This is a genomic window from Bradyrhizobium huanghuaihaiense, from assembly GCF_007830635.1.
Classification (GTDB): Bacteria; Pseudomonadota; Alphaproteobacteria; order Rhizobiales; family Xanthobacteraceae; genus Bradyrhizobium; species Bradyrhizobium huanghuaihaiense.
In genome coordinates this window covers 153,607-172,433 of record NZ_VLLA01000013.1, presented here as the reverse complement: position 1 = coordinate 172,433, position 18,827 = coordinate 153,607, and the positions used below count along the sequence as shown (strand labels likewise).

The 18,827-nt window shown below is 64.8% G+C and carries 17 protein-coding genes; 8 read left to right on the top strand and 9 right to left on the bottom strand.

Features of this window, described 5'->3' with window-relative positions; genetic code table 11:
- Positions 1-124: 124 nt before the first annotated feature.
- Together IQ16_RS25170 and IQ16_RS25165 are read right to left on the bottom strand one after the other, a co-directional pair.
- Positions 125-1,684, bottom strand: a complete 1,560-nt coding sequence (locus tag IQ16_RS25170) for a winged helix-turn-helix domain-containing tetratricopeptide repeat protein (RefSeq protein WP_018643404.1) — start codon at positions 1,682-1,684, stop codon at positions 125-127.
- Between the two features lie 292 nt (positions 1,685-1,976).
- Positions 1,977-2,384, bottom strand: a complete 408-nt coding sequence (locus tag IQ16_RS25165; protein WP_018643403.1) for a BA14K family protein — start codon at positions 2,382-2,384, stop codon at positions 1,977-1,979.
- Positions 2,385-2,677: 293 nt separating this feature from the next.
- On the opposite strand from IQ16_RS25165, the gene pcaB reads away from it, so the two are divergent.
- Positions 2,678-4,039 carry a 3-carboxy-cis,cis-muconate cycloisomerase gene (gene pcaB / locus IQ16_RS25160; protein WP_018643402.1) on the top strand — a complete coding sequence of 454 codons (1,362 nt, stop codon included), beginning with the start codon at positions 2,678-2,680 and terminating at the stop codon, positions 4,037-4,039.
- 113 nt (positions 4,040-4,152) lie between these two features.
- On the top strand, positions 4,153-5,409 hold the full coding sequence (locus IQ16_RS25155) for an aminopeptidase (RefSeq protein WP_018643401.1): 1,257 nt from the start codon (positions 4,153-4,155) through the stop codon (positions 5,407-5,409).
- 256 nt (positions 5,410-5,665) lie between these two features.
- On the opposite strand, the gene IQ16_RS25150 is transcribed toward IQ16_RS25155, so the two are convergent.
- A complete protein-coding gene (locus IQ16_RS25150) occupies positions 5,666-6,220 on the bottom strand; it encodes a Clp protease/crotonase-like domain-containing protein (RefSeq protein WP_026312054.1) in 555 nt (184 codons plus the stop codon).
- Between the two features lie 236 nt (positions 6,221-6,456).
- On the opposite strand from IQ16_RS25150, the gene IQ16_RS25145 reads away from it, so the two are divergent.
- The gene (locus IQ16_RS25145; RefSeq protein WP_018643400.1) at positions 6,457-6,912 is read left to right on the top strand and encodes a cupin domain-containing protein; all 456 of its coding nucleotides are present in this window, start codon (positions 6,457-6,459) and stop codon (positions 6,910-6,912) included.
- 82 nt (positions 6,913-6,994) lie between these two features.
- On the opposite strand, the gene IQ16_RS25140 is transcribed toward IQ16_RS25145, so the two are convergent.
- From IQ16_RS25140 to IQ16_RS25115, 6 genes are all read right to left on the bottom strand, one after another.
- Positions 6,995-8,047, bottom strand: a complete 1,053-nt coding sequence (locus IQ16_RS25140) for an amidohydrolase family protein (RefSeq protein WP_018643399.1) — start codon at positions 8,045-8,047, stop codon at positions 6,995-6,997.
- A 112-nt stretch (positions 8,048-8,159) separates the two neighbouring features.
- Positions 8,160-8,681, bottom strand: a complete 522-nt coding sequence (locus IQ16_RS25135) for a hypothetical protein (RefSeq protein WP_018643398.1) — start codon at positions 8,679-8,681, stop codon at positions 8,160-8,162.
- A 73-nt stretch (positions 8,682-8,754) separates the two neighbouring features.
- A complete protein-coding gene (locus IQ16_RS25130) occupies positions 8,755-9,699 on the bottom strand; it encodes an EamA family transporter (RefSeq protein ID WP_018643397.1) in 945 nt (314 codons plus the stop codon).
- Between the two features lie 70 nt (positions 9,700-9,769).
- Positions 9,770-10,582, bottom strand: a complete 813-nt coding sequence (locus IQ16_RS25125) for an MBL fold metallo-hydrolase (RefSeq protein WP_145831809.1) — start codon at positions 10,580-10,582, stop codon at positions 9,770-9,772.
- Between the two features lie 108 nt (positions 10,583-10,690).
- On the bottom strand, positions 10,691-12,217 hold the full coding sequence (locus IQ16_RS25120; RefSeq protein ID WP_018643395.1) for a hypothetical protein: 1,527 nt from the start codon (positions 12,215-12,217) through the stop codon (positions 10,691-10,693).
- Positions 12,214-12,963, bottom strand: coding sequence for an ABC transporter ATP-binding protein (locus tag IQ16_RS25115; protein WP_026312053.1), 750 nt, complete (start codon positions 12,961-12,963; stop codon positions 12,214-12,216). The genes IQ16_RS25120 and IQ16_RS25115 overlap by 4 nt, the downstream gene beginning before the upstream one ends.
- 262 nt (positions 12,964-13,225) lie before the next feature.
- On the opposite strand from IQ16_RS25115, the gene IQ16_RS25110 reads away from it, so the two are divergent.
- From IQ16_RS25110 to IQ16_RS25090, 5 genes are all read left to right on the top strand, one after another.
- Complete coding sequence (locus IQ16_RS25110) at positions 13,226-14,101, top strand: branched-chain amino acid ABC transporter permease (protein ID WP_018643393.1); 876 nt, start codon at positions 13,226-13,228, stop codon at positions 14,099-14,101.
- 5 nt (positions 14,102-14,106) lie between these two features.
- Complete coding sequence (locus IQ16_RS25105) at positions 14,107-15,258, top strand: branched-chain amino acid ABC transporter permease (protein ID WP_018643392.1); 1,152 nt, start codon at positions 14,107-14,109, stop codon at positions 15,256-15,258.
- Positions 15,255-16,013 carry an ABC transporter ATP-binding protein gene (locus tag IQ16_RS25100; RefSeq protein WP_018643391.1) on the top strand — a complete coding sequence of 253 codons (759 nt, stop codon included), beginning with the start codon at positions 15,255-15,257 and terminating at the stop codon, positions 16,011-16,013. The genes IQ16_RS25105 and IQ16_RS25100 overlap by 4 nt, the downstream gene beginning before the upstream one ends.
- A 3-nt stretch (positions 16,014-16,016) precedes the next feature.
- A complete protein-coding gene (locus IQ16_RS25095) occupies positions 16,017-16,805 on the top strand; it encodes an ABC transporter ATP-binding protein (protein ID WP_018643390.1) in 789 nt (262 codons plus the stop codon).
- A gap of 93 nt (positions 16,806-16,898) precedes the next feature.
- Positions 16,899-18,737 (top strand): AMP-dependent synthetase/ligase, encoded by a 1,839-nt coding sequence (locus tag IQ16_RS25090; protein WP_018643389.1) that lies wholly within the window; start codon positions 16,899-16,901, stop codon positions 18,735-18,737.
- The last annotated feature ends 90 nt before the right edge of the window (positions 18,738-18,827 follow it).

Below are 18,827 nucleotides of genomic sequence, written 5' to 3'. Positions count from 1 at the left end.
GGGGTGGGGTGATCTCTCAACACGGGCAGTGTTCGTTGTGGAGAGACCGTCACCCCACCCCGTCTCTCATCTTCGCTGCGCCCAGATGCGAGCCGACCCTCCTCCTCCAGGGGAGGGTGAACGACTACCTCATCCCCGCGCGCCGCAATCCTTCCAGGTAATGTTCGCGGTCTTCCTCCCGCAGCATCGGCAGCTCGCGCGTGATCCAGGCGAGCGAGATGCCGGGCTGGGTGCGGCGCAGGCCTTCCAGCGCGGACGCAGCGAGCCCGGGATCTCCCGACATGCCGGCGGCGGCGGTCAGCACGCGATGGGCGCCGACGAAATCGGCGCGCTGCCGCATCGATTCCCGTGCCATCTGCATCGACTGCTCGTAGTTGCGGCCGATGAACTGGGCATAGGCGGCAACGCCGCAATAGATCGCCGCGAGCGGATCGCGCGGGCTCAGCCGCAGCGCGCGCCGCGCGGCGGCATCGCCGTCCTGCCATCGTCCCGCGTAGCACAGCGTCACACCGTGGAAGGCGTGCGCCATCGCGAAGTTCGGATTGAGCCGCAAGGTCAGCTCGAACTCGGCCAGCGCGTCGTCGAAACGGCGGCGGAACAGATAGGTATAGGCGAGGCCGTGGTGGGCGAAGGCATCCTCGCGATCGGCCTCCACCGCCGCGAGCGCAGCGCGTTCGGCGACCGGCACGGTCGCAGCCATGTCGGCCCAGCCCATATGCGCGCCGAAGATGTGGCTGGTCGCGAGCAGGCCCAGCGCCTTGCCATAGGCCGGGTCGATCGCGACGGCCTTCTCCAGCAGTCCTTGCGCCGTCGCATTGTCCTCGCGGGTGATGCGCCAGTAATGCGACAGCCCGCGCATCAGGAGGCCCCAGGCGTCGAGGCTGCCCGGCGGCTTTTGCTGGGCGCGAAAGCTCTCGGCAGCATAGAGCTGCGGCTCGATCGCGGCGACGATCGCCTCGGTGATCTCGTCCTGCACGGCGAAGATGTCGGCAAGCTCGCGGTCGTAGCGCTCGGCCCAGAGATGGCTGCCGGTCGAGACGTCGTTGAGCTGGGCCGAGACGCGCAGGCGGTCGCCGCTTCGTCGCACGCTGCCTTCCACCACGTAGCGCACGCCGAGCTCGCGCGCGACCTCGTGGATGTGCACGGCGCGGCCCTTGTAGACGAAGGAGGAGTTGCGCGCGATGACGAAGAACCAGCGCAGCTTCGACAGCGCGGTGATGATGTCCTCGCTGATGCCGTCGGAGAAATAATCCTGCTCGCGGTCGCCGCTCATGTTGGTGAAGGGCAGCACGGCGATCGCGGGCCGGTCGGGCAGCGCGAGCACGGCCTGCGGCGCCTGGACGAAACGGCCGATCTCCGGTGCGACCGCGCCGAGCTTGGTCTCGACGTCGCCGACGAAGCGAAATCCCTTGCGCGCGATGGTGCGGATCAGCGCCTGATTCGCGCCATTGTCGCCGATCGCCTTGCGGGCCGCGTTGATGCGGCTGGTCAGGGTGGATTCGGAGACGCTGCGCCCGTGCCAGATCTTGTCGATCAGCTCGTCCTTGCTGACCACCCGGTCGCGGTTCTCCATGAGATGGACCACGAGATCGAAAACCTGCGGTTCCACGGCAACGGGAACCTGCTCGCGGCTCAGCTCGCGCAGGTCAGTATCGAGAAGGTGATCCCGGAATAGAAACTGCACGTCGAGACTCAGATCTCACAGCGGTATCGGGCAATAAAAAAATCAAAATGGATTTCGCCTTGAAGTCTGTGAGTCCGCCGAACGGTCTCTCCGGTTCACCACGATCGCGTGATGGCAGCCATGCGATTTTCTAGGAGGAATACAACCTGAAAAGACAATCTGGCCGTTCCGGCCAGATTGTCGGGTGCTGATCGTAGCCCGGATGAGCGAAGCGACATCCGGGGCCGGTCGTTGCGCAGTCCCCGGATGTCGCTGCGCTCATCCGGGCTACGAGACTGCGAGATCAGAAACATTACGGGCAGGGATGGCGCCGGCCGTCATTGCCGAGATAGGTCCCGGTGTTCGGATTGTAGGATTTGTAGCGCTGCATGCAGTACTGCACGTCGCCGTCCGGCGGCGGTCCATAGGCGGCGGGCGGGGGCGGATAGCCCGGCTCATAATAATAAGGTGAGCCGTAATATTGGGGTGCGGCCACCGCGCCGCCGATGATCGCGCCGGCCGCGAGGCCGCCGACGAACGCGCCGCCGCCCCAACCCCAGCCGCGACGGCCATACCAGCGCACCTGTTCGACCCGCCCCTGGTCCGCGTGCGTCATCGCCAGCGGTTGCCCGATCGGCGCCGCCGACGCGCTCGTCAGTGTTGCCGTCGACAGGCCTGCAAGCAGACAAGCTTCAGCAACGAAGCGAAACGATTTCAACATTGAGGTCTCCTCGTCAGGCGGCGCGAGAGCCGCCGCATGACGAGTGATAGTGCAACTGGGCAAGCGCGCTGAATTAAAGTTTTGACAGGAAGGTGGTGACCCGTGTGCAGTGGCGCGTAGCACGGATGAGCGAAGCGATATCCGGGGCGACTGGTCCCGAATATCGCTTCGCTCATGCGGGCTACGAACGATCACGCACACCGAACATGTGACGAACGATGAATGTCCATTGCCGAACACTGCGACCCGCGTAAGCTATCCGCAGACAAAACAACAGCCACGAAGAAACGCCCATGCCCGCTTTTCACGCCGCGACCACCGTGCTCGACTCCATGCTGTTCCGCGATGCCTTCGGCACGCCCGAGATGCGCGAGGTGTTTTCCGACGTCGCGCTGGTTGGGCGCTATGCCGAGGTCGAGGTGGCGCTGGCGAAGGCGGAGGCGGCATGCGGCGTGATCCCGCAGGACGCTGCCAATGAGATCGCGGCGAGGACCAACGTCACGGCGCTCGACTTCGACCTGCTCAGGCAGGAGACCGACATCGTCGGCTATCCGATCCTTCCCCTGGTGCATCAGATGGTGAAGCAGTGCGGCGAGGCCGGCCGCTACGTGCATTGGGGCGCGACCACGCAGGACATCATGGACACCGCCGTGGTGCTGCAACTGCGCGCCGCACTCGAGCTCGTCGCGCGCGACATCGCCGAACTGCGCAAGATCCTCGCAGACCTCTCCAAGCGCTATCGCGACACGCCGATGGCGGGCCGCACCCATCTGCAGCAGGCGCTGCCGGTCACCTTCGGCTACAAGACCGCGATCTGGCTCGCGATGTTCGACCGCCACGCCGAGCGTCTCGCCCAACTGAAGCCGCGCGTCCTGGTCGGGCAGTTCGCCGGCGCCGCCGGCACGCTGGCCTCGCTCGGCGACAAGGGTTTTGCGGTGCAGGAGGCGCTCTGCGCCGAACTGAAGCTCGGCATTCCCGCCTCGACCTGGCACGTCGCGCGCGACGGCTTTGCCGAGGCCGTCAATTTCCTGGCGCTCGTCACCGGCTCGCTCGGCAAGATCGCGCTCGACGTCATGATCATGGCCTCGACCGAGTTCGCCGAGGTCTACGAGCCCTTCGTCAAGGGCCGCGGCGCCTCCTCGACCATGCCGCAGAAGCGCAACCCGATCTCCTCGGAGCTGATGCTTGCGGCGTCCAAGGCGGTGCGCCAGCACGCCGGCCTGATGCTGGACGCGATGGTGCAGGATTTCGAGCGCGCCACCGGTCCCTGGCACGCCGAATGGATGGCGATCCCGGAAAGCTTCGTGCTGACCGCCGGCGCACTGCACCAGGCCAAGTTCGCGCTCGCAGGCCTCATCGTGGACGAAAGGAAGATGAACGACAATCTCGCCGTCAGCCGCGGTCTGATTGTGGCCGAAGCGGTCATGATGGGTCTCGCGCCGCAGATCGGGCGGCAGGAGGCGCATGACGTGGTCTATGACGCCTGCCGCGAGGCCAACGACAAGGGAATCAGCCTTGCCGACGCGCTATCCGCAGATTCACGGATATCCAGCCGCATCGACCGTGCCACAATCGAGGCGCTCACCTCACCGAAAAATTACCTCGGGCTTGCGCCTGCCATGGTCGATCGGGTGCTGAAATCTTCAACACGTTGAAAACCAAGATGCGTGAAACTGCGTATCTTTCATCTGTCGCAAGGCGCTCGCATACTTGTGTCTCGCGATGCTAGACTTAGATTGAACGAGAGACTTTCGGCAGAGGACCCGGCATGACCGATCAACGCATCACCGCCACTCCCATCGATCCCGCGAAACTCGACCGGCTGGCCGAGGTGGCGGTGAAGGTGGGCCTGGGCTTGCGGCCGGGACAGGATCTGCTGCTGACGGCGCCGGCGATCGCGCTGCCGCTGGTGCGGCGCATCGCCGTGCATGCCTACAAGGCCGGCGCCGGCATCGTCACGCCGATCCTGTCGGACGAGGAGATGACGCTGGCGCGCTACCGCCACGGTCACGACAGCAGCTTCGATCGCGCCGCGAGCTGGCTCTACGAGGGCATGGCCAAGGCATTCTCCGACAACACCGCGCGGCTTGCCATCGTCGGCGACAATCCGATGCTGCTGTCGGGCGAGGATCCTTCCAAGGTCGCACGCGCCAGCAAGGCCAATTCGATGGCCTATCAGCCGGCGCTGGAAAAGATCGTCAATTTCGACACCAACTGGAACATCATCGCCTATCCGAGCCCGTCCTGGGCCAGGCAGGTTTTCCCCGGTGATCCCGAGGACGTCGCCGTCGGCAAGCTCGCGGATGCGATCTTCGCCGCGTCCCGCGTCGACCGCGAGGACGCCATGGGCAATTGGGCGAGCCACAATGCGGTGCTGCGCGAACGCACCAACTGGCTCAACGGCCAGCGTTTTCGCGCACTGCAATATTCGGGGCCGGGCGTCGACCTCACCATCGGGCTGGCCGACGGCCATGAATGGGAGGGCGGCGCGTCGCTGTCCAAGAACGGCATCAGCTGCAACGCCAATATCCCGACCGAAGAGGTCTTCACCACGCCGCATTGCCGCCGCGTCTACGGCCATGTCGTGAGCTCGAAGCCGCTGTCCTACCAGGGCACGCTGATCGACAACATCGCGGTGCGTTTCGAGGACGGCAGGATCGTCGACGCCAAGGCCTCACGCGGCGCTGAGGTGCTCAACAAGGTGCTCGACACCGATGAGGGCGCGCGCCGACTCGGCGAAGTCGCGCTGGTGCCGCATTCCTCGCCGATCTCGCAGAGTGGATTGTTGTTCTACAACACGCTGTTCGACGAGAACGCCGCCTCGCACATCGCGCTCGGCCAGTGCTACTCCAAGTGCTTCGTCAACGGCGCCCAGCTCACGCCGCAGCAGATCGCCGCGCAGGGCGGCAACCAGAGCCTGATCCATATCGACTGGATGATCGGCTCGGCCGAGACAGATATCGACGGCATTCTGGCCGACGGCAGCAAGGTCCCGGTGTTCCGCAAGGGCGAGTGGGCGAAGTAGCGCGCTTCACCTCTTCGGTAGAGGCAGGGCTGTCGCGCATGGAAGCGGTTTCCCTGCAGTCATCCTTCGAGACGCCCGCTTTGGCGGGCTCCTCAGGATGAGGACGGAGTTTGCGGCAATCGCTTAGCGGGCACCGATCTCAATTAGCCTCATCCTGAGGAGACCGCGGAGCGGTCGTCTCGAAGGACGAGGCGTGCACTCTGGTGAACGCCCGGGGGCGACAACCTTTTCCTGAACGTACTCGCTGCTGGACGTCTCACGCCGCCGCGTTGCGCAGCATCGGGTGGTTGTCGATGCTGAAACGGTTGAACAGCGTCGTGAACGGGCTGCCGTCGGTGGCCCGCACGATGGCGTCGGAGGCAGCCACCGCCTCGTAGAGCGCGCCGACCGGATCGTCCACTTCAGGCAGGTCGAGAGCCTTGCGGATGTCCTCGCGGGCCTCGTTGACCTCGTCCTCGTCGTCCAGTGTCGCCTCCAGCGTATCCGCCGCGCGCCGCATCTCCAGGAGATCGCCGCCGGCCGAAAATTTCAGGATGTCGAGCCAGTAGGGGCGGGCGACGACGAGCTGGACCAGCGCCTCGAAGCTCTCCGCGATGATTCCCGCGCGGCCCTCGGATGACACGTAGAGCACATTCTGCGACGGCAGCAGCACGAACGCGCCGCCGGAGCCGTCACTGCCGATCTGCCGCGGGCTTTCGATGCCGTCGATGGTGAACCAGGGCTCTTCGTCCGGCGTAAGGGAGATATCGAAGTCGCCGAGCCGGGCGACCACGTCGCCTTTGGCTGTCAGAACCTCTGGGCTGAGCGGCATCGCGTGGCTCCTTCCTGATACTTCGCGCACTTTGTCGCACCCCGGAAAAGTTGGGTTCATCTGCGCGGATTCGCAGGGAAATCCTGACGTTAACCGTCTCGCACCTGCAACTTGCAGCTGATTGTCGGGGCCTGCGTAAGAAAGAATTAAAAACCGGCTACTAGCGTTCCAACATCTTTCGAAACAATCCGGGCCCGAGACCCGGCCATACATATTCATATTTCCTGGGGAAGTAGATGTCGCGCGCATTGATTGAAATCGGTAGTAGCAATGTGGAGCTGGAGCTGCGGCCGATCGAGCCGTCCTGGATCATCGAAGGCAATCCAGTGTCGCGCTCGCGCGTCCTGTCGACCAGCGCCGACGGCACCGCCCAGACGATCATCTGGGCCTGCACCGAAGGGCGCTTCAACTGGTACTACGATATCGATGAGACGATCATGATCATGGAAGGATCGATCGTGCTCGAAAGCGACGGCATGCCGCCGAAGCGCTACGGCCCCGGCGACGTCATCTTCTTCCGCGACGGCGCGCATGCGAAATGGCATGTCGAAGGCCACGTCAGGAAGATCGCCTTCTGCCGCAAGACCAATCCGGTGATGATCGGTTTCCTGATCCGCGTCGTCAACAAGCTCAAGAAGATGTTCGCCTTCAGCGGCGAGCGCCGTCCGGCCTCGTTGATGGGCGCCGGCTAGTCATCCGATAACGCTTTCAAGAACGCTTCCCAGCGGCCACGACGAAGAGGGGTCGGGATCAACATCCCGGCCCCTCTTCTCGTCACGACGGCAGATCGAGCCGGTAGAATTCGGTTGCAGTCCGCGAGAACAGTGCCGTCTTCTCGGCCTCGCTCAAAGGCGCGGCGATGCGCTTGAAGGCGTTGAAGATCACCTGGTAGCTGCACTGGCCCTTGTCCGGCGGAAAGTTGCTCTCGAACATCGCGCGCTTCACGCCGAACGCCTCGATGCAGGTCTCGACATAGGGCCGCCAGGCCGCGGCGAGCTCTTCGGATGACGGCGGCTTCTCGCGCAGATGGAAGTCGTAGCCGAGCAGACACATCGCAAGGCCACCGAGCTTCACCACCACGTTCTCGCATCTCGCGATCTCCTGGATCGACGCGCGCCATTGCGGAAACACCTCCTCGCGCCGGCCGGCAAAGCGGCCGACGCCGGCCGGCCCGCCGCAATGGTCGAGCACGATCCTGGTGTCGGGAAAGGCGCGCGCCAGCTCGGTCAGCTCGCCGATCTGCGGATGAAACAGCCAGGCATCGAAGCTCAGGTTCAGCGGGGCAAGGCAGGCAAAGCCCTTGCGGAAGGCCGGGTCTTGCAACAGGCCCCTCGGCCGGGTGGCATACATGCCGGCGACGACGGGGTCTTCGTCCCAGGCCGAGGAATGCCGGATGCCGCGGAAGCGGCCGTTGCCGGCGGCGATCTCGGCTTCCAGCACCGGTTTGGCGGCGTCACCCAGCAGCAGGTTGGCGTGGCTGACGACGCCGGCGCAGATCGCGGCCCTGCCGTAACCGCCGCTCGCACTCATCGCCGCGACGCCGTTGGCGAACTCGACTTCGCCGACGGGGCGGAACGCCTCAGGCCCATGTGCGCGATACATCGAGCGGCAGTCGACATAGACGGTGGCGATGACGTTGTGGCCGGAGGCGATGTCGGCGGCCATCTCCTCGATCAGATAGCGGTGGCCGCGATTCCAAAGATGGTGGTGCGGATCGACGATCGGCCGCAAGGGATCGATGACCTCTTCCTGATGCAGCGCGAGCCAGTCCTCGCGCGGCTCGACGAATAGCCCGCTCGTGTTGGCGGGCAGACCGCTTGCAGCCATCGGCGTTCGCTCCCCTTGTATTCTTGTGGCGGGAGCCTAGCAGTTCGTCCCTGCATGCAGCAGCGCGCGGCGCGCAACCGCGCCCTTCGTCTTGAGCACAGCGGCGCTGTCGTCAGGCCTTGCGCCGTTTCGCCCTCACGCCGACCACGAGCCGCCAATCGCTCGCAGTGGCAGGCTTGACCTCACCGAGCCAATGGAAGGAGTCCTCGGTGATTTCCGTAAAGCTCCAGCGCGTCAGATCGCCTGAGTCCGTCGTGCCTTCCTGCACGATATCCGCGCCGCGCGGGCGGCCGATCTGCTGACGGAATACGCAGCGGCCGGGATCGAACCAGAAAATCCGCCACGCATCGATCGACGGATCATAGACCCGCAGCGTCGTGCCGTACCAATTGCCGGCGATCGGAAAAGCCGCGCTGCCGACGGGGCGGGGGATGATCCAGACGTCCTGGACGGCGCGACCCTCCAGAATCCAGCCGAAATGAATCTCGCCGGGCGCGATGTGTTTCGTTCCATCAGGGCCATGGGCCGTGATCTCGGCTTCCCAGTCGCCGACGAAGCGGCCGTAAAGCTGGAGCGCCGCGGCGTGCTCCGGGTTCGGTCCATCGGCGTGTAACAGTCGCGCAAAGTCGGTCATGGCAATCTCCTGTTCGCTGAGATCAGCACGGCCGGACCGCGGAGGACTTGGAGAAAATTGCCGTCGGCGATCGTCAGGTCTTGCGCAGGGACAGACGTGCCATGCTCCTGTCGCTCCTCTCGTTCGTCCGCCTGCTCCCTGAGCGTTCCGCCCACCAAATGATGATGACGGAGACAATGACGAGGCTCGCGCCCAGCAGCATCATGCGTGAGAACGGCTCGCCGAGCACGACGGTTCCGAGCAGCACTGCGATCACCGGGTTGACGAACGTATAGGTCGATACCAGCGAGGTCGAGACGTTCTCCAACAGCCAATTGTAGGCGGCGAATCCCACCACGCTGCCAGCGATGATCAGCCATAGCACCGCTGCAAGCGAAGTCGGCGAGACGTCGCCCGGCCTGAAGTTTTCGACCTCGCCCGTCAGCCAGCTGATCGCGAACAAGACGATACCGCCGATCGACAGCTGCATGCCCGACAGCAGGATGGCGGACGTCTCGCCTGACGTGTGTCGGGACAGGACGGTCGCGGCGGACCATGACAAGGCCGCAAGCAACAGCCAGACGACGGGAAGAATGCTGATACCGGCCTGCGTGACGTTCTGCCATGCGACGAGCCCGACGCCGAAGAAGCCCGGCACCAGCGCGAGCAGGGCAAGGGGCCTCGGCCGCTGATCGCCGGGGAACAAGGTATCGATCAGCAGGATCCAGAACGGGATCGTGGCGAGTACGATGGCTGCCACGCCCGAGGGAACCGATTGCTGCGCGAAGGCGAGCACGCCGTGGCAGCCGACAAAGAACAGCAGCCCGCACAGGCATGGCGCCGCCCACGCCTGCAACGACACGTTCGCGACCTGCCGGCCGCTGATCGCCAGCAGCACGATGCCGCCACAGAACGAGCGCAGCGCCATCAGCAGAAACGGCGGGATCGATTTCAGGCCCAATGTGATGGCGAAGTAGGTGGAACCCCATAGCAGATAGATGGCGGCGAACGCGCCGATGACCAGGAACCTTCTGCTCATGATTGCTCCGATCGAAGACGATCTCGAAGCAACCAAGTCGGAGAAGGTTGATGCGTTCCTGCTTCGCGCGTCAGACGCCGTCGAGGATGATCACCGTCGGCGCCGACGGCAGGGCGTCCCGCGACATCCGGAACGAGCGGTCGATGCGCCGGTCGATCTCGAACTGCTGGCCGATCCGGCGCATGAAGTCGTCGAGCGGGGTGGCGAAGCGGTGCATCGGCAGCACCACGGAAGCGCGCAGCCGCTTGGTGATCTCGGAGACGCCGTCGAGCGACATGGTGTAGGTGCCGTCGATCGGCACCATCACGATGTCGAGCCGGCCGATCTGGGCGAAATGGCTGTCGTCGAGCTTGTGGTGGAGATAGCCGAGATGGCCGATGCAGAGGCCGGCGACCTCGAAGATGAAGATCGAGTTGCCGTCGCGTATCATGTCGGTGCCGGCATCGTCGCCGAAATAGCGGCGGATGTCGGTGGTGACGTTGCGGATGAAGGTGTCACCGATGCGCTCGGAGACGATGGCGGGCTTGCCGTCCTCGCCCCAGCCATGCAGCACATGGGGAATGCGCTTGTCCGGAAATAAGGAGTAGTGCGTGCTGTGCGCCCGGTTCATGGTGACCACGTCAGGCAGCCGCCCCACCTGATACGCGCCGCTATAGTCGGTGGCGATGCGCAAGCCGCCGGGCGTGTCGATGAAATAGGTGGAATGGCCGGCATAGGTGATCTGGACTTCGGCGGCGGCGGCCGCCTGCCGGAATGCGGCCGACATGATACGAGGCGCGGCATTGGCCATCGCCAGGCATTCGCTGCGCTGGGGCTGCTGGGCGAGGGCAGGCGAGAGGAATGCGCCGAACAGCGCCAGAGCTGCCGAAACCAGTCGCCACATGAATCCGTCCCCGATGACTTCAGGGCGAAAGTCTAGCGTGCAATGCAGCGCGCCGCCAACAGCTTGCGATCAACAGCGCGTCAGTGTCGCACCTGTCATTCCCGTTATTTAGTCGCGCCTTGGGCTGAACTTCCAGGTGATGGCGACGAGGCCCGCGGTGATCAGGGCGCTGATCAGGCCGGCCAGTGGCAGGGCGAGCAGCAGCGCTGCGCTTGCGGCCCAGCCGATCGAGGAGAAGGCTTCGGCAAAGGTCGCAAGCCGCGACGAGGTCTGGCGGCGCCGAAACTGGCTGCGCCGGGCCTGGACGCGGAACCAGAGCTGGATCGCGGTCGCGGAGGCCGCGCTGACGATGATCGCTCCGGCACTCACCGCGGCCTGGAGCGGCGAGGCGAAGGCCAGCGCGGCGACCAGCGGACAGAAGATGACGGCGATTGCGATCAGCACCACCTCGATCTTGGCGCGGATGACGCTCGACGGCATCAATGGCGCGGTCGCGACCAGGTCGGGGGCGTCCTCGCCGGAGATCGTCAGCCAGGCGAGCCCGCCGGCGAGCTGTCCTGCCGCCATCACGATCACGGGCGTGATCAGCGTCAGGGCCGCCGAGCTCTCGGCAAAATTGCGCCAGAGCAGCAGTGCCGGCGGCACCAGATAGAGCAGCTGCATCAGGGTCTGCGAGATCAGCCAGGGATCGCGCCAGAGCAGCGAGAATTCCTTGCGCCGCAACGCCTGCTGCCGCGATCCGCCGCGGAATGCGCGCTGCTTCGCGCTGCGGCGGCCGGACCTGCCGTAGGCGGCCGCGTCGATCGCGGTGTCGGCGAAGCGGCCCGAGAAGATCGCCATGACGCTTCCGAGCAGCACGAGAGCGAGCGCGAGAAGCAGCAACAGCGCCTCGTTGTCGCCCATGGTGGCACGTGCCGGCCACCACCAGATGCTATCGATCTCGGGGACGTGGGCGGCCATGCTGCCGGAGGTCAGGATCGTGAAGCGCGACAGCGTGCCATAGGACATGATCGCGGCGACCTGCAGCGCGATCACGAAGCCGGCGCCGATGATGGCGGCGAGGATCTGGGCCACGAGGCGCGTCCGCGCCGGGCCGATCAGGCGGAACAACAGGATGGTGACGGCGATCGCGATCGCCGCGGCCGACAGGCCCATGGCGATGACGACGCCGAACGCCGCAAGCCAGCGTGGCCCGCCCCCGATCACGAGCACGTCGATGAATGGCGTCGAGAACAGCAGCGCCATCGCGGTGACGGTGAGCGCGATCGCGGCGATGCGGACCGAGAACAGATTGGCCAGTGTCGCGGGCGAGGACATGATCAGGTCGAGATCGGCGCGAGCGTAGAACACCCGCGTCACCGACTCGATCGCCTGCGACAGCATCAAGGTCCAGGCGAGAAAGATCGTCGCCGTGATCACGATCAGCGAGGATTTGTCGAGCGGCAGCTGCAGATCGGCGAAGCGGCCGATCACCGCCCAGGCCGGCACGTGCAGCAGTGCCGCAAAGAACAGCAGACCGATCACGGCGGCGCGCGCCCGCGTGCGCCTCCCGCCGGTCATCATGGCGAACCATTCGCGCCAGGCGAGCCTGAGCTCGTGCCGGGCGAACCAGGACAATGCGGTCGCCGAGCTCATGCTGCTTCCTGCAGCGTCACCAGCGCGATGAAGAGGTCTTCCAGGCTGGTGTCGGCGTGGCCGTTCTGTTGGCGCAACTCGCCGAGCGTGCCTTCGGCGACGAGACGCCCCGAGGCGATCACGCCGATGCGGTCGGCCATGCGTTCGGCGACCTCGAGGATGTGCGTGGTCATGATGACGGTGCAGCCGGCGCGGACGCGCTCGCCGAGCAGACCCTTCACATGGCGGGCGGAGACGGCATCCAGCCCCGTCAGCGGCTCGTCGAGAATGATGAGACGGGGATCGTGCACCAGCGCGCCGGCCAACGCCACCTTCTGGCGCATGCCTTTGGAAAAGCCCTCACAGCGTTCGTGCTGGTGCGGCTCGAGCCCGAGCGAGCTGAGCAGCTCCTCGGCGACCGGTTCCGAGATCGACGGCGCGATGCCCCAGAGCCCGGCGACGAATTCGAGATATTCGAGCGGGGTCAGCTTGTCGTAGATCATGGGCTCGTCGGAGACCCACGCCATCACCTGCTTGGCGGCGACGGGGTTTTGGAGCGCATCGATGCCGAAGATCGAGACCGCGCCGGCATCGGGCCTGAGCAGGCCTGCAACCATGCGCAAAGTGGTGGTCTTGCCGGCCCCGTTGGGGCCGACCAGGGCGTAGAATTCCCCGGCGTGAATGGTGAGATCGAGGCTGTCGACCGCCAAACGGTCAAAACGCTTCGTTAACCCTCGGACTTCCAGCGCCGAGTTGTCCGGCTTCATGACGGCCATACCATCCGGTTTTGCATCGCGCGCGACCTTGACTTGAAGATGTTTCGGCACCGTGAATCTACGGCCGACAAATTCCGTCATCCGTCTTGGACTAAAGGCAAGTCACCGTTTGTTGACAGCGCGCGGGCGTTCAGGCTGAATTGGCGCCGGGACAAATGGAGCTAACGCGGCGAAACGACTGCGTAGCGACTGGACACAAGATGCATCGAGGCGGTCGGAAGAACCGTTGGTTGCATCGGGAGGATGCGCGGCGATGCTGGATTTCGTTCAGCAGCTGGTCAGCGGTGTTGCGCTCGGCTGCGTCTACGGCCTGATCGCGCTCGGCTTCGTGCTCGTCTACAAGGCCACCGAGGTCGTCAATTTCGCCCAGGGCGATCTGATGATGCTGGGCGGCTTCTTCGCCTTCACCTTCATCGGCATGATGGGCCTGAACTACTGGATCGGCTTTGCCGGTGCGGTAGCGGCGATGGCGCTGTTCGGCATGGTGGCGGAGCGCGTGGTGGTGCGGCCGATCCTCGGCTATCCGCAATTCTCCATCATCATGGCCACGATCGGCCTCGGCTATTTCCTGCGCTCGATCGCCGGCATGATCTGGGGCACCGACGATCTGAAGATCGAGACGCCGTTCAGCCAGGGCGTGCTGCGGATCGGCTCGCTGGTGCTCGCCTACGACAAGCTGTCGGTGATCGCGGCGACGATGATCCTGTGCACGCTGCTCTATCTGTTCTTCAACAAGACCACGCTCGGCACCGCGATGCGCGCCAGCTCCGAGAACATGCTGGCGGCCTATTACATGGGCATTCCGGTCAAGCGCGTGGTGTCGATCGTCTGGGCGATCAGTGCGGCGGTCGCGACCTGCGCCGGCGTGCTGCTGGTGCCGATCACCTTCATCCATTCCAATGTCGGTCTCGTGCTCGGTCTCAAGGCCTTTCCGGCCGCCGTGCTCGGCGGCTTCGGCTCGATCCCGGGCGCCGTGGTCGGCGGCGTCCTGATCGGCGTGATCGAGAGCATGGCCGGCTTCTACCTGGCCGAGGGCTGGAAGGACGTCGCGCCCTACATCGTACTGCTCACCGTGCTGCTGCTGAAGCCCGAAGGCCTGTTCGGCCTTCACGTCCGCAAGAAGGTCTGAACGCCATGCGCTTCCTGTTCAAGACCGACTACGAGGACGACATCAAGCTGTTTCCGCATTCGGGCTACGTCGTCACCTATGGCGTCCTGCTCGCGCTGCTGCTGATCGCGCCCTATTTGCTCTCCAGCTACCTGATGAGCCAGCTCGTCTTCGTCTGCATCTATGCAACCGTCGGCGTGGCGCTGCTGATCCTGACCGGCTTCACCGGCCAGGCCTCGCTCGGGCATGCCGCGTTCCTCGCGATCGGCGCTTACACTGCGGCCTACCTGCAGAAATACAACGTGCCGTTCCCGGTCTACTTCCTCGCCGCCGGCGCCTTGACCGGCCTCATCGGCGCGATGGTCGGATTTCCCGCGCTGCGCCTCACCGGCATCTACCTCGTCATCGCCACCATCTCCTTTGCCCTGATCGTCGAGGAGATCCTGGCGCGGTGGGAGAGCGTCACCCACGGCAACGAGGGCATGCGGGTCAAGACCCTGTCGCTGCTCGGCGTCACCGTGCCGCGCGACAGTCCGACCTTCTATTACCTCTGCCTTGCCGTGCTGGTGCTGACCATCGTCGGCACGCTCAATTTGCTGCGCTCGCCGACCGGGCGCGCCTTCGTCGCGATCCGCGACAGCGAGACCGCGGCGCGCAGCATGGGCGTCAATGTCGCGCTCTACAAGGTGAAGTCCTTTGCGATCTCGGCGGCGATCACCGGCTTTGCCGGCGTGCTGTTCGCGCACAAGCTCTCCTTCATCTCGCCGGAGATGTTCACGCTCCAGCTCTCGATCGAGTTCATCATCGTGATCCTGATCGGCGGCACGTTCAGCCTGCACGGCGCGGTGCTGGGCGCGATCTTCATCGTGATGATCGATCCGTTCCTCACTTATCTCAAGGACGACATGCCCGGCATCATCGCCGGCATTGCCGCGACGTTCGGTGCCGGCACGGCGACTGCGGGCAATATCCAGTCCAAGGTCGCGGCCTTCGCCTCGCTCAACGGCCTGAAGGGCGCGATCTACGGCATCATCATCGTGCTGTTCGTGCTGTTCGAGCCGCTCGGGCTCTACGGCCGCTGGCTGAAGATAAAACTCTTCTTCCAGCTGTTCCCGCTCTACAAGCGCGCCACCTTCAAACGGCAGAAGATCTACGTGAAGTCGGAGCGCAACCGATGAGCTATTTCCGCGCCGAGAACCTGTCGCTGCATTTCGGAGGGCTCAAGGCGGTCGATGCGGTGTCCTTTGCGGTCGAGAAGGGCGAGATCCTCTCGATCATCGGGCCGAACGGCGCCGGCAAGAGCTCGATCTTCAACCTGATCTCGCGGATCTACCGGCCGACCTCGGGCCGCATCTTCTTCGAGGACCAGGACATCACCGAGCAGCCGCCCTACGACATCGCCAAGCTCGGCATCGCCCGCACCTTCCAGAACATCGAGCTGTTCGAGAACGCGACCGTGCTGTCGAACCTGCTGGTCGGCCGCCACCGCCATTCCACCACGCAGCTCTGGCAGGAGCTGCTGTTCTTGCCGAGCGTGCGGGCCAGCGAGAAGGTGCACCGCCGCCGGGTCGAGCAGGTCATCGAGCTCCTCGACCTCGAGCCCTATCGCGACAAGCTGATCTCGGGCCTGCCCTACGGCGTGCGCAAGGTGATCGAGCTGGCGCGCGCGCTGTGCTCCGAGCCGAAGCTGATCCTGCTCGACGAGCCGTCCTCCGGTCTCAACGTCGAGGAGACCGACGACATGTCGTTCTGGATCCGCGACATGAAGAGCGAGCTCGGCGTCACCGTGCTGATGGTCGAGCACGACATGTCGCTGGTCAACCGCGTCTCCGATCGCGTCATCGCGCTGAACTATGGAAGGGTGCTCGCGATGGGCTCGCCCGCCGAAGTGCAGCAGCATCCCGATGTCGTCGCCGCGTATCTCGGAGCCTGACGCATGGATGCCGCCGTGACACCGGATATCATCTTAAAACTCTCCAACGTCGAGAGCTATTACGGGCCGATCATGGCGATCCGCGGCATCTCGCTGGAGGTGCCGCGCGGCCGCATCGTCACGCTGCTCGGGGCCAACGGCGCCGGCAAGACCACGGTGCTGAAAACGATCTCCGGCATCCTCGATCCGCAGAAGGGCGCGATCGAGTTCATGGGCAGGCCGATCCAGCGCATGGAGGCCGACCGGATCGTCCGGCTGGGTCTCAGCCACGTGCCGGAGGGACGCGAGGTGTTCCCGTTCCTCTCCGTGCGGGAGAACCTGATGATGGGCGCCTATCCGCGCAAGGACCGCGACGGCGTCGCGGAGGACATGGAACGTGTCTACGGCTATTTCCCGCGGCTGAAGGAGCGCATCAACCAGCCGGCCGGCCAGCTCTCCGGCGGTGAGCAGCAGATGCTTGCGATCGGCCGCGCCTTGATGAACCGGCCGACGCTGCTGCTGCTCGACGAGCCCTCGCTCGGCCTGTCGCCGCTGCTGGTGAAGGAGATCTTCACCATCATCCGCCGGGTCAACGAGGAGCAGGGCATGTCGATCCTGCTGGTCGAGCAGAACGCCAAGGTGGCGCTGGAGACCGCGCATTACGGCTATGTGCTCGAGATCGGCCGCATCGTGATGAACGACAGCTGCGACCGCTTGATGCATTCCCAGGACATCCAGGAGTTCTACCTTGGCGCCAAGGAAGCCGGCGCGCGAGGCGAACGGCGCTGGAAAAAGAAGAAAACTTGGCGTTAGAGGAAACTTGGCGTTAGATGGATAACCCCTCCGGGACACAGACCGCCGGCAAGGCAGGCAGCGGAGGGAGAAGGCGACAAGGAGGAGACGCGCATGGCCCGACCTGCGGTGCTGACGGTCGCTGATACGATCGCAAGGAGCTTCTTGCGTGCCGCGGAGACGCGGGGCGATCGGCCTGCGATCCGCGAGAAGAAGTTCGGCATCTGGCAGCCGACCAGCTGGCGCGAATGGCTGGAGATCTCGAAGGAGATCGCCTACGCGCTGCGCGCCATCGGCTTCATGCCCGGCGACGTCGCCTCCATCATCGCCAATGCCGTGCCCGAATGGGTCTACGCCGACATGGGCATCCTCTGCGCAGGCGGCGTCTCCTCCGGGATCTATCCGACCGATTCCTCGTCCCAGGTCGAGTATCTCGTCAACGATTCCGCGACGCGGGTGATCTTCGCCGAGGACGAGGAGCAGCTCGACAAGATCCTCACCTGCCGCGCGCGCTGCCCGTCCCTGCAGAAGGTCATCGTGTTCGACATGGAAGGCCTCGGCGGCTTCTCCGACGACATGGTGATGTCGTTTGAGGAGTTCCGCGCGCTCGGGCGCAACCACATGGTCGGGCGCGAGGCGCTGTGGCAGGAGATGATCGACAGCCGCAGCGCCGGCGATCTCGCGGTGCTCGTCTACACCTCGGGCACGACCGGCCCGCCCAAGGGCGCGATGCACGCCAACCGCAGCGTGACGCACCAGATGCGGCACGCCAACGACTTCATCCCGGCGCGGGAGGACGAGGATCGGCTGATCTTTCTGCCACTCTGCCATGTCGCCGAGCGCATCGGCGGCTATTACATCTCGGTCGCGCTCGGCTCGGTGATGAATTTCGCCGAAAGCCCGGAAACCGTGCCGGACAATCTTCGCGAGGTGCAGCCGACCATCTTCCTCGCGGTGCCCAGGATCTGGGAAAAATTCTATTCCGCCATCACCATCGCGCTGAAGGATGCGACGCCGCTGCAGCAATGGGTCTATCGTCGCGCCATCGACATCGGCTACCGCATGGTCGACTGCCGGCTCGAGGGCAGGGCGCCGCCGCTGTCGCTGCGCATCGCCAACCGTCTCGCCTACCAGTTCGCCTTCCGCAACATCCGCCGCATGCTCGGCCTCGACCGCTGCCGCATCGCCTTCACCGGCGCGGCGCCGATCGCGCCGGAGCTGATCCGCTGGTATCTCGCGCTCGGCATCGACATGCACGAGCTCTACGGCCAGACCGAGAATTGCGGCGTCGCCACCATGATGCCGGCGGAGCGGATCAAGCTCGGCTCGGTCGGCACCGCCGTGTCCTGGGGCGAGGTTACGCTGTCGCCCGACGGAGAGATCCTGATCAAGGGCGACTTCCTGTTCATGGGCTACCTCAACCAGCCGGAGAAGACCGCGGAGACCATCGATCCGCGCGGCTGGCTGCACACCGGCGACGTCGGCACCATCGACAACGAGGGTTTCGTCCGCATCACCGACCGGATGAAGGACATCATCATCACCTCCGGCGGCAAGAACATCACGCCGTCCGAGATCGAGAACCAGCTCAAATTCTCGCCCTACATCTCCGATGCCGTCGTGATCGGCGACAAGCGGCCGTATCTCACCTGCCTCGTGATGATCGACCAGGAGAATGTCGAGAAGTTCGCCCAGGATCACGACATCCCCTTCACCAATTATGCCAGCCTGTGCCGGGCGACGGAGATCCAGGACCTGATCTGGCGCGAGATCGAAGCGGTCAACACCAATTTCGCCCGCGTCGAGACCATCAAGAGGTTCTATCTGATCGAACGCCAGCTCACGCCGGAGGACGAGGAACTGACGCCGACCATGAAGCTGAAGCGCAGCTTCGTGAACAAGCGCTACGCCGCCGAGATCGACGCGATGTATCGCGAGCGCGCGGTGGCGTGACGCGCATGCCCGAACGGGGGCATGCGCAGACGAGAAGCGAAGGAGCGATGGCCCCGCCCTTCGTGCAACATGGGCCTTATGGAGAGGAGA

Coding starts and splice junctions, on each gene's coding strand:
- IQ16_RS25165 (WP_018643403.1), bottom strand. CDS start 2,384: ATGTTGAAATCGTTTCGCTTCGTTGCTGAAGCTTGTCTGCTTGCAGGC.
- pcaB (WP_018643402.1), top strand. CDS start 2,678: ATGCCCGCTTTTCACGCCGCGACCACCGTGCTCGACTCCATGCTGTTC.
- IQ16_RS25155 (WP_018643401.1), top strand. CDS start 4,153: ATGACCGATCAACGCATCACCGCCACTCCCATCGATCCCGCGAAACTC.
- IQ16_RS25150 (WP_026312054.1), bottom strand. CDS start 6,220: ATGCCGCTCAGCCCAGAGGTTCTGACAGCCAAAGGCGACGTGGTCGCC.
- IQ16_RS25145 (WP_018643400.1), top strand. CDS start 6,457: ATGTCGCGCGCATTGATTGAAATCGGTAGTAGCAATGTGGAGCTGGAG.
- IQ16_RS25140 (WP_018643399.1), bottom strand. CDS start 8,047: ATGGCTGCAAGCGGTCTGCCCGCCAACACGAGCGGGCTATTCGTCGAG.
- IQ16_RS25135 (WP_018643398.1), bottom strand. CDS start 8,681: ATGACCGACTTTGCGCGACTGTTACACGCCGATGGACCGAACCCGGAG.
- IQ16_RS25130 (WP_018643397.1), bottom strand. CDS start 9,699: ATGAGCAGAAGGTTCCTGGTCATCGGCGCGTTCGCCGCCATCTATCTG.
- IQ16_RS25125 (WP_145831809.1), bottom strand. CDS start 10,582: ATGTGGCGACTGGTTTCGGCAGCTCTGGCGCTGTTCGGCGCATTCCTC.
- IQ16_RS25120 (WP_018643395.1), bottom strand. CDS start 12,217: ATGAGCTCGGCGACCGCATTGTCCTGGTTCGCCCGGCACGAGCTCAGG.
- IQ16_RS25115 (WP_026312053.1), bottom strand. CDS start 12,963: ATGAAGCCGGACAACTCGGCGCTGGAAGTCCGAGGGTTAACGAAGCGT.
- IQ16_RS25110 (WP_018643393.1), top strand. CDS start 13,226: ATGCTGGATTTCGTTCAGCAGCTGGTCAGCGGTGTTGCGCTCGGCTGC.
- IQ16_RS25105 (WP_018643392.1), top strand. CDS start 14,107: ATGCGCTTCCTGTTCAAGACCGACTACGAGGACGACATCAAGCTGTTT.
- IQ16_RS25100 (WP_018643391.1), top strand. CDS start 15,255: ATGAGCTATTTCCGCGCCGAGAACCTGTCGCTGCATTTCGGAGGGCTC.
- IQ16_RS25095 (WP_018643390.1), top strand. CDS start 16,017: ATGGATGCCGCCGTGACACCGGATATCATCTTAAAACTCTCCAACGTC.
- IQ16_RS25090 (WP_018643389.1), top strand. CDS start 16,899: ATGGCCCGACCTGCGGTGCTGACGGTCGCTGATACGATCGCAAGGAGC.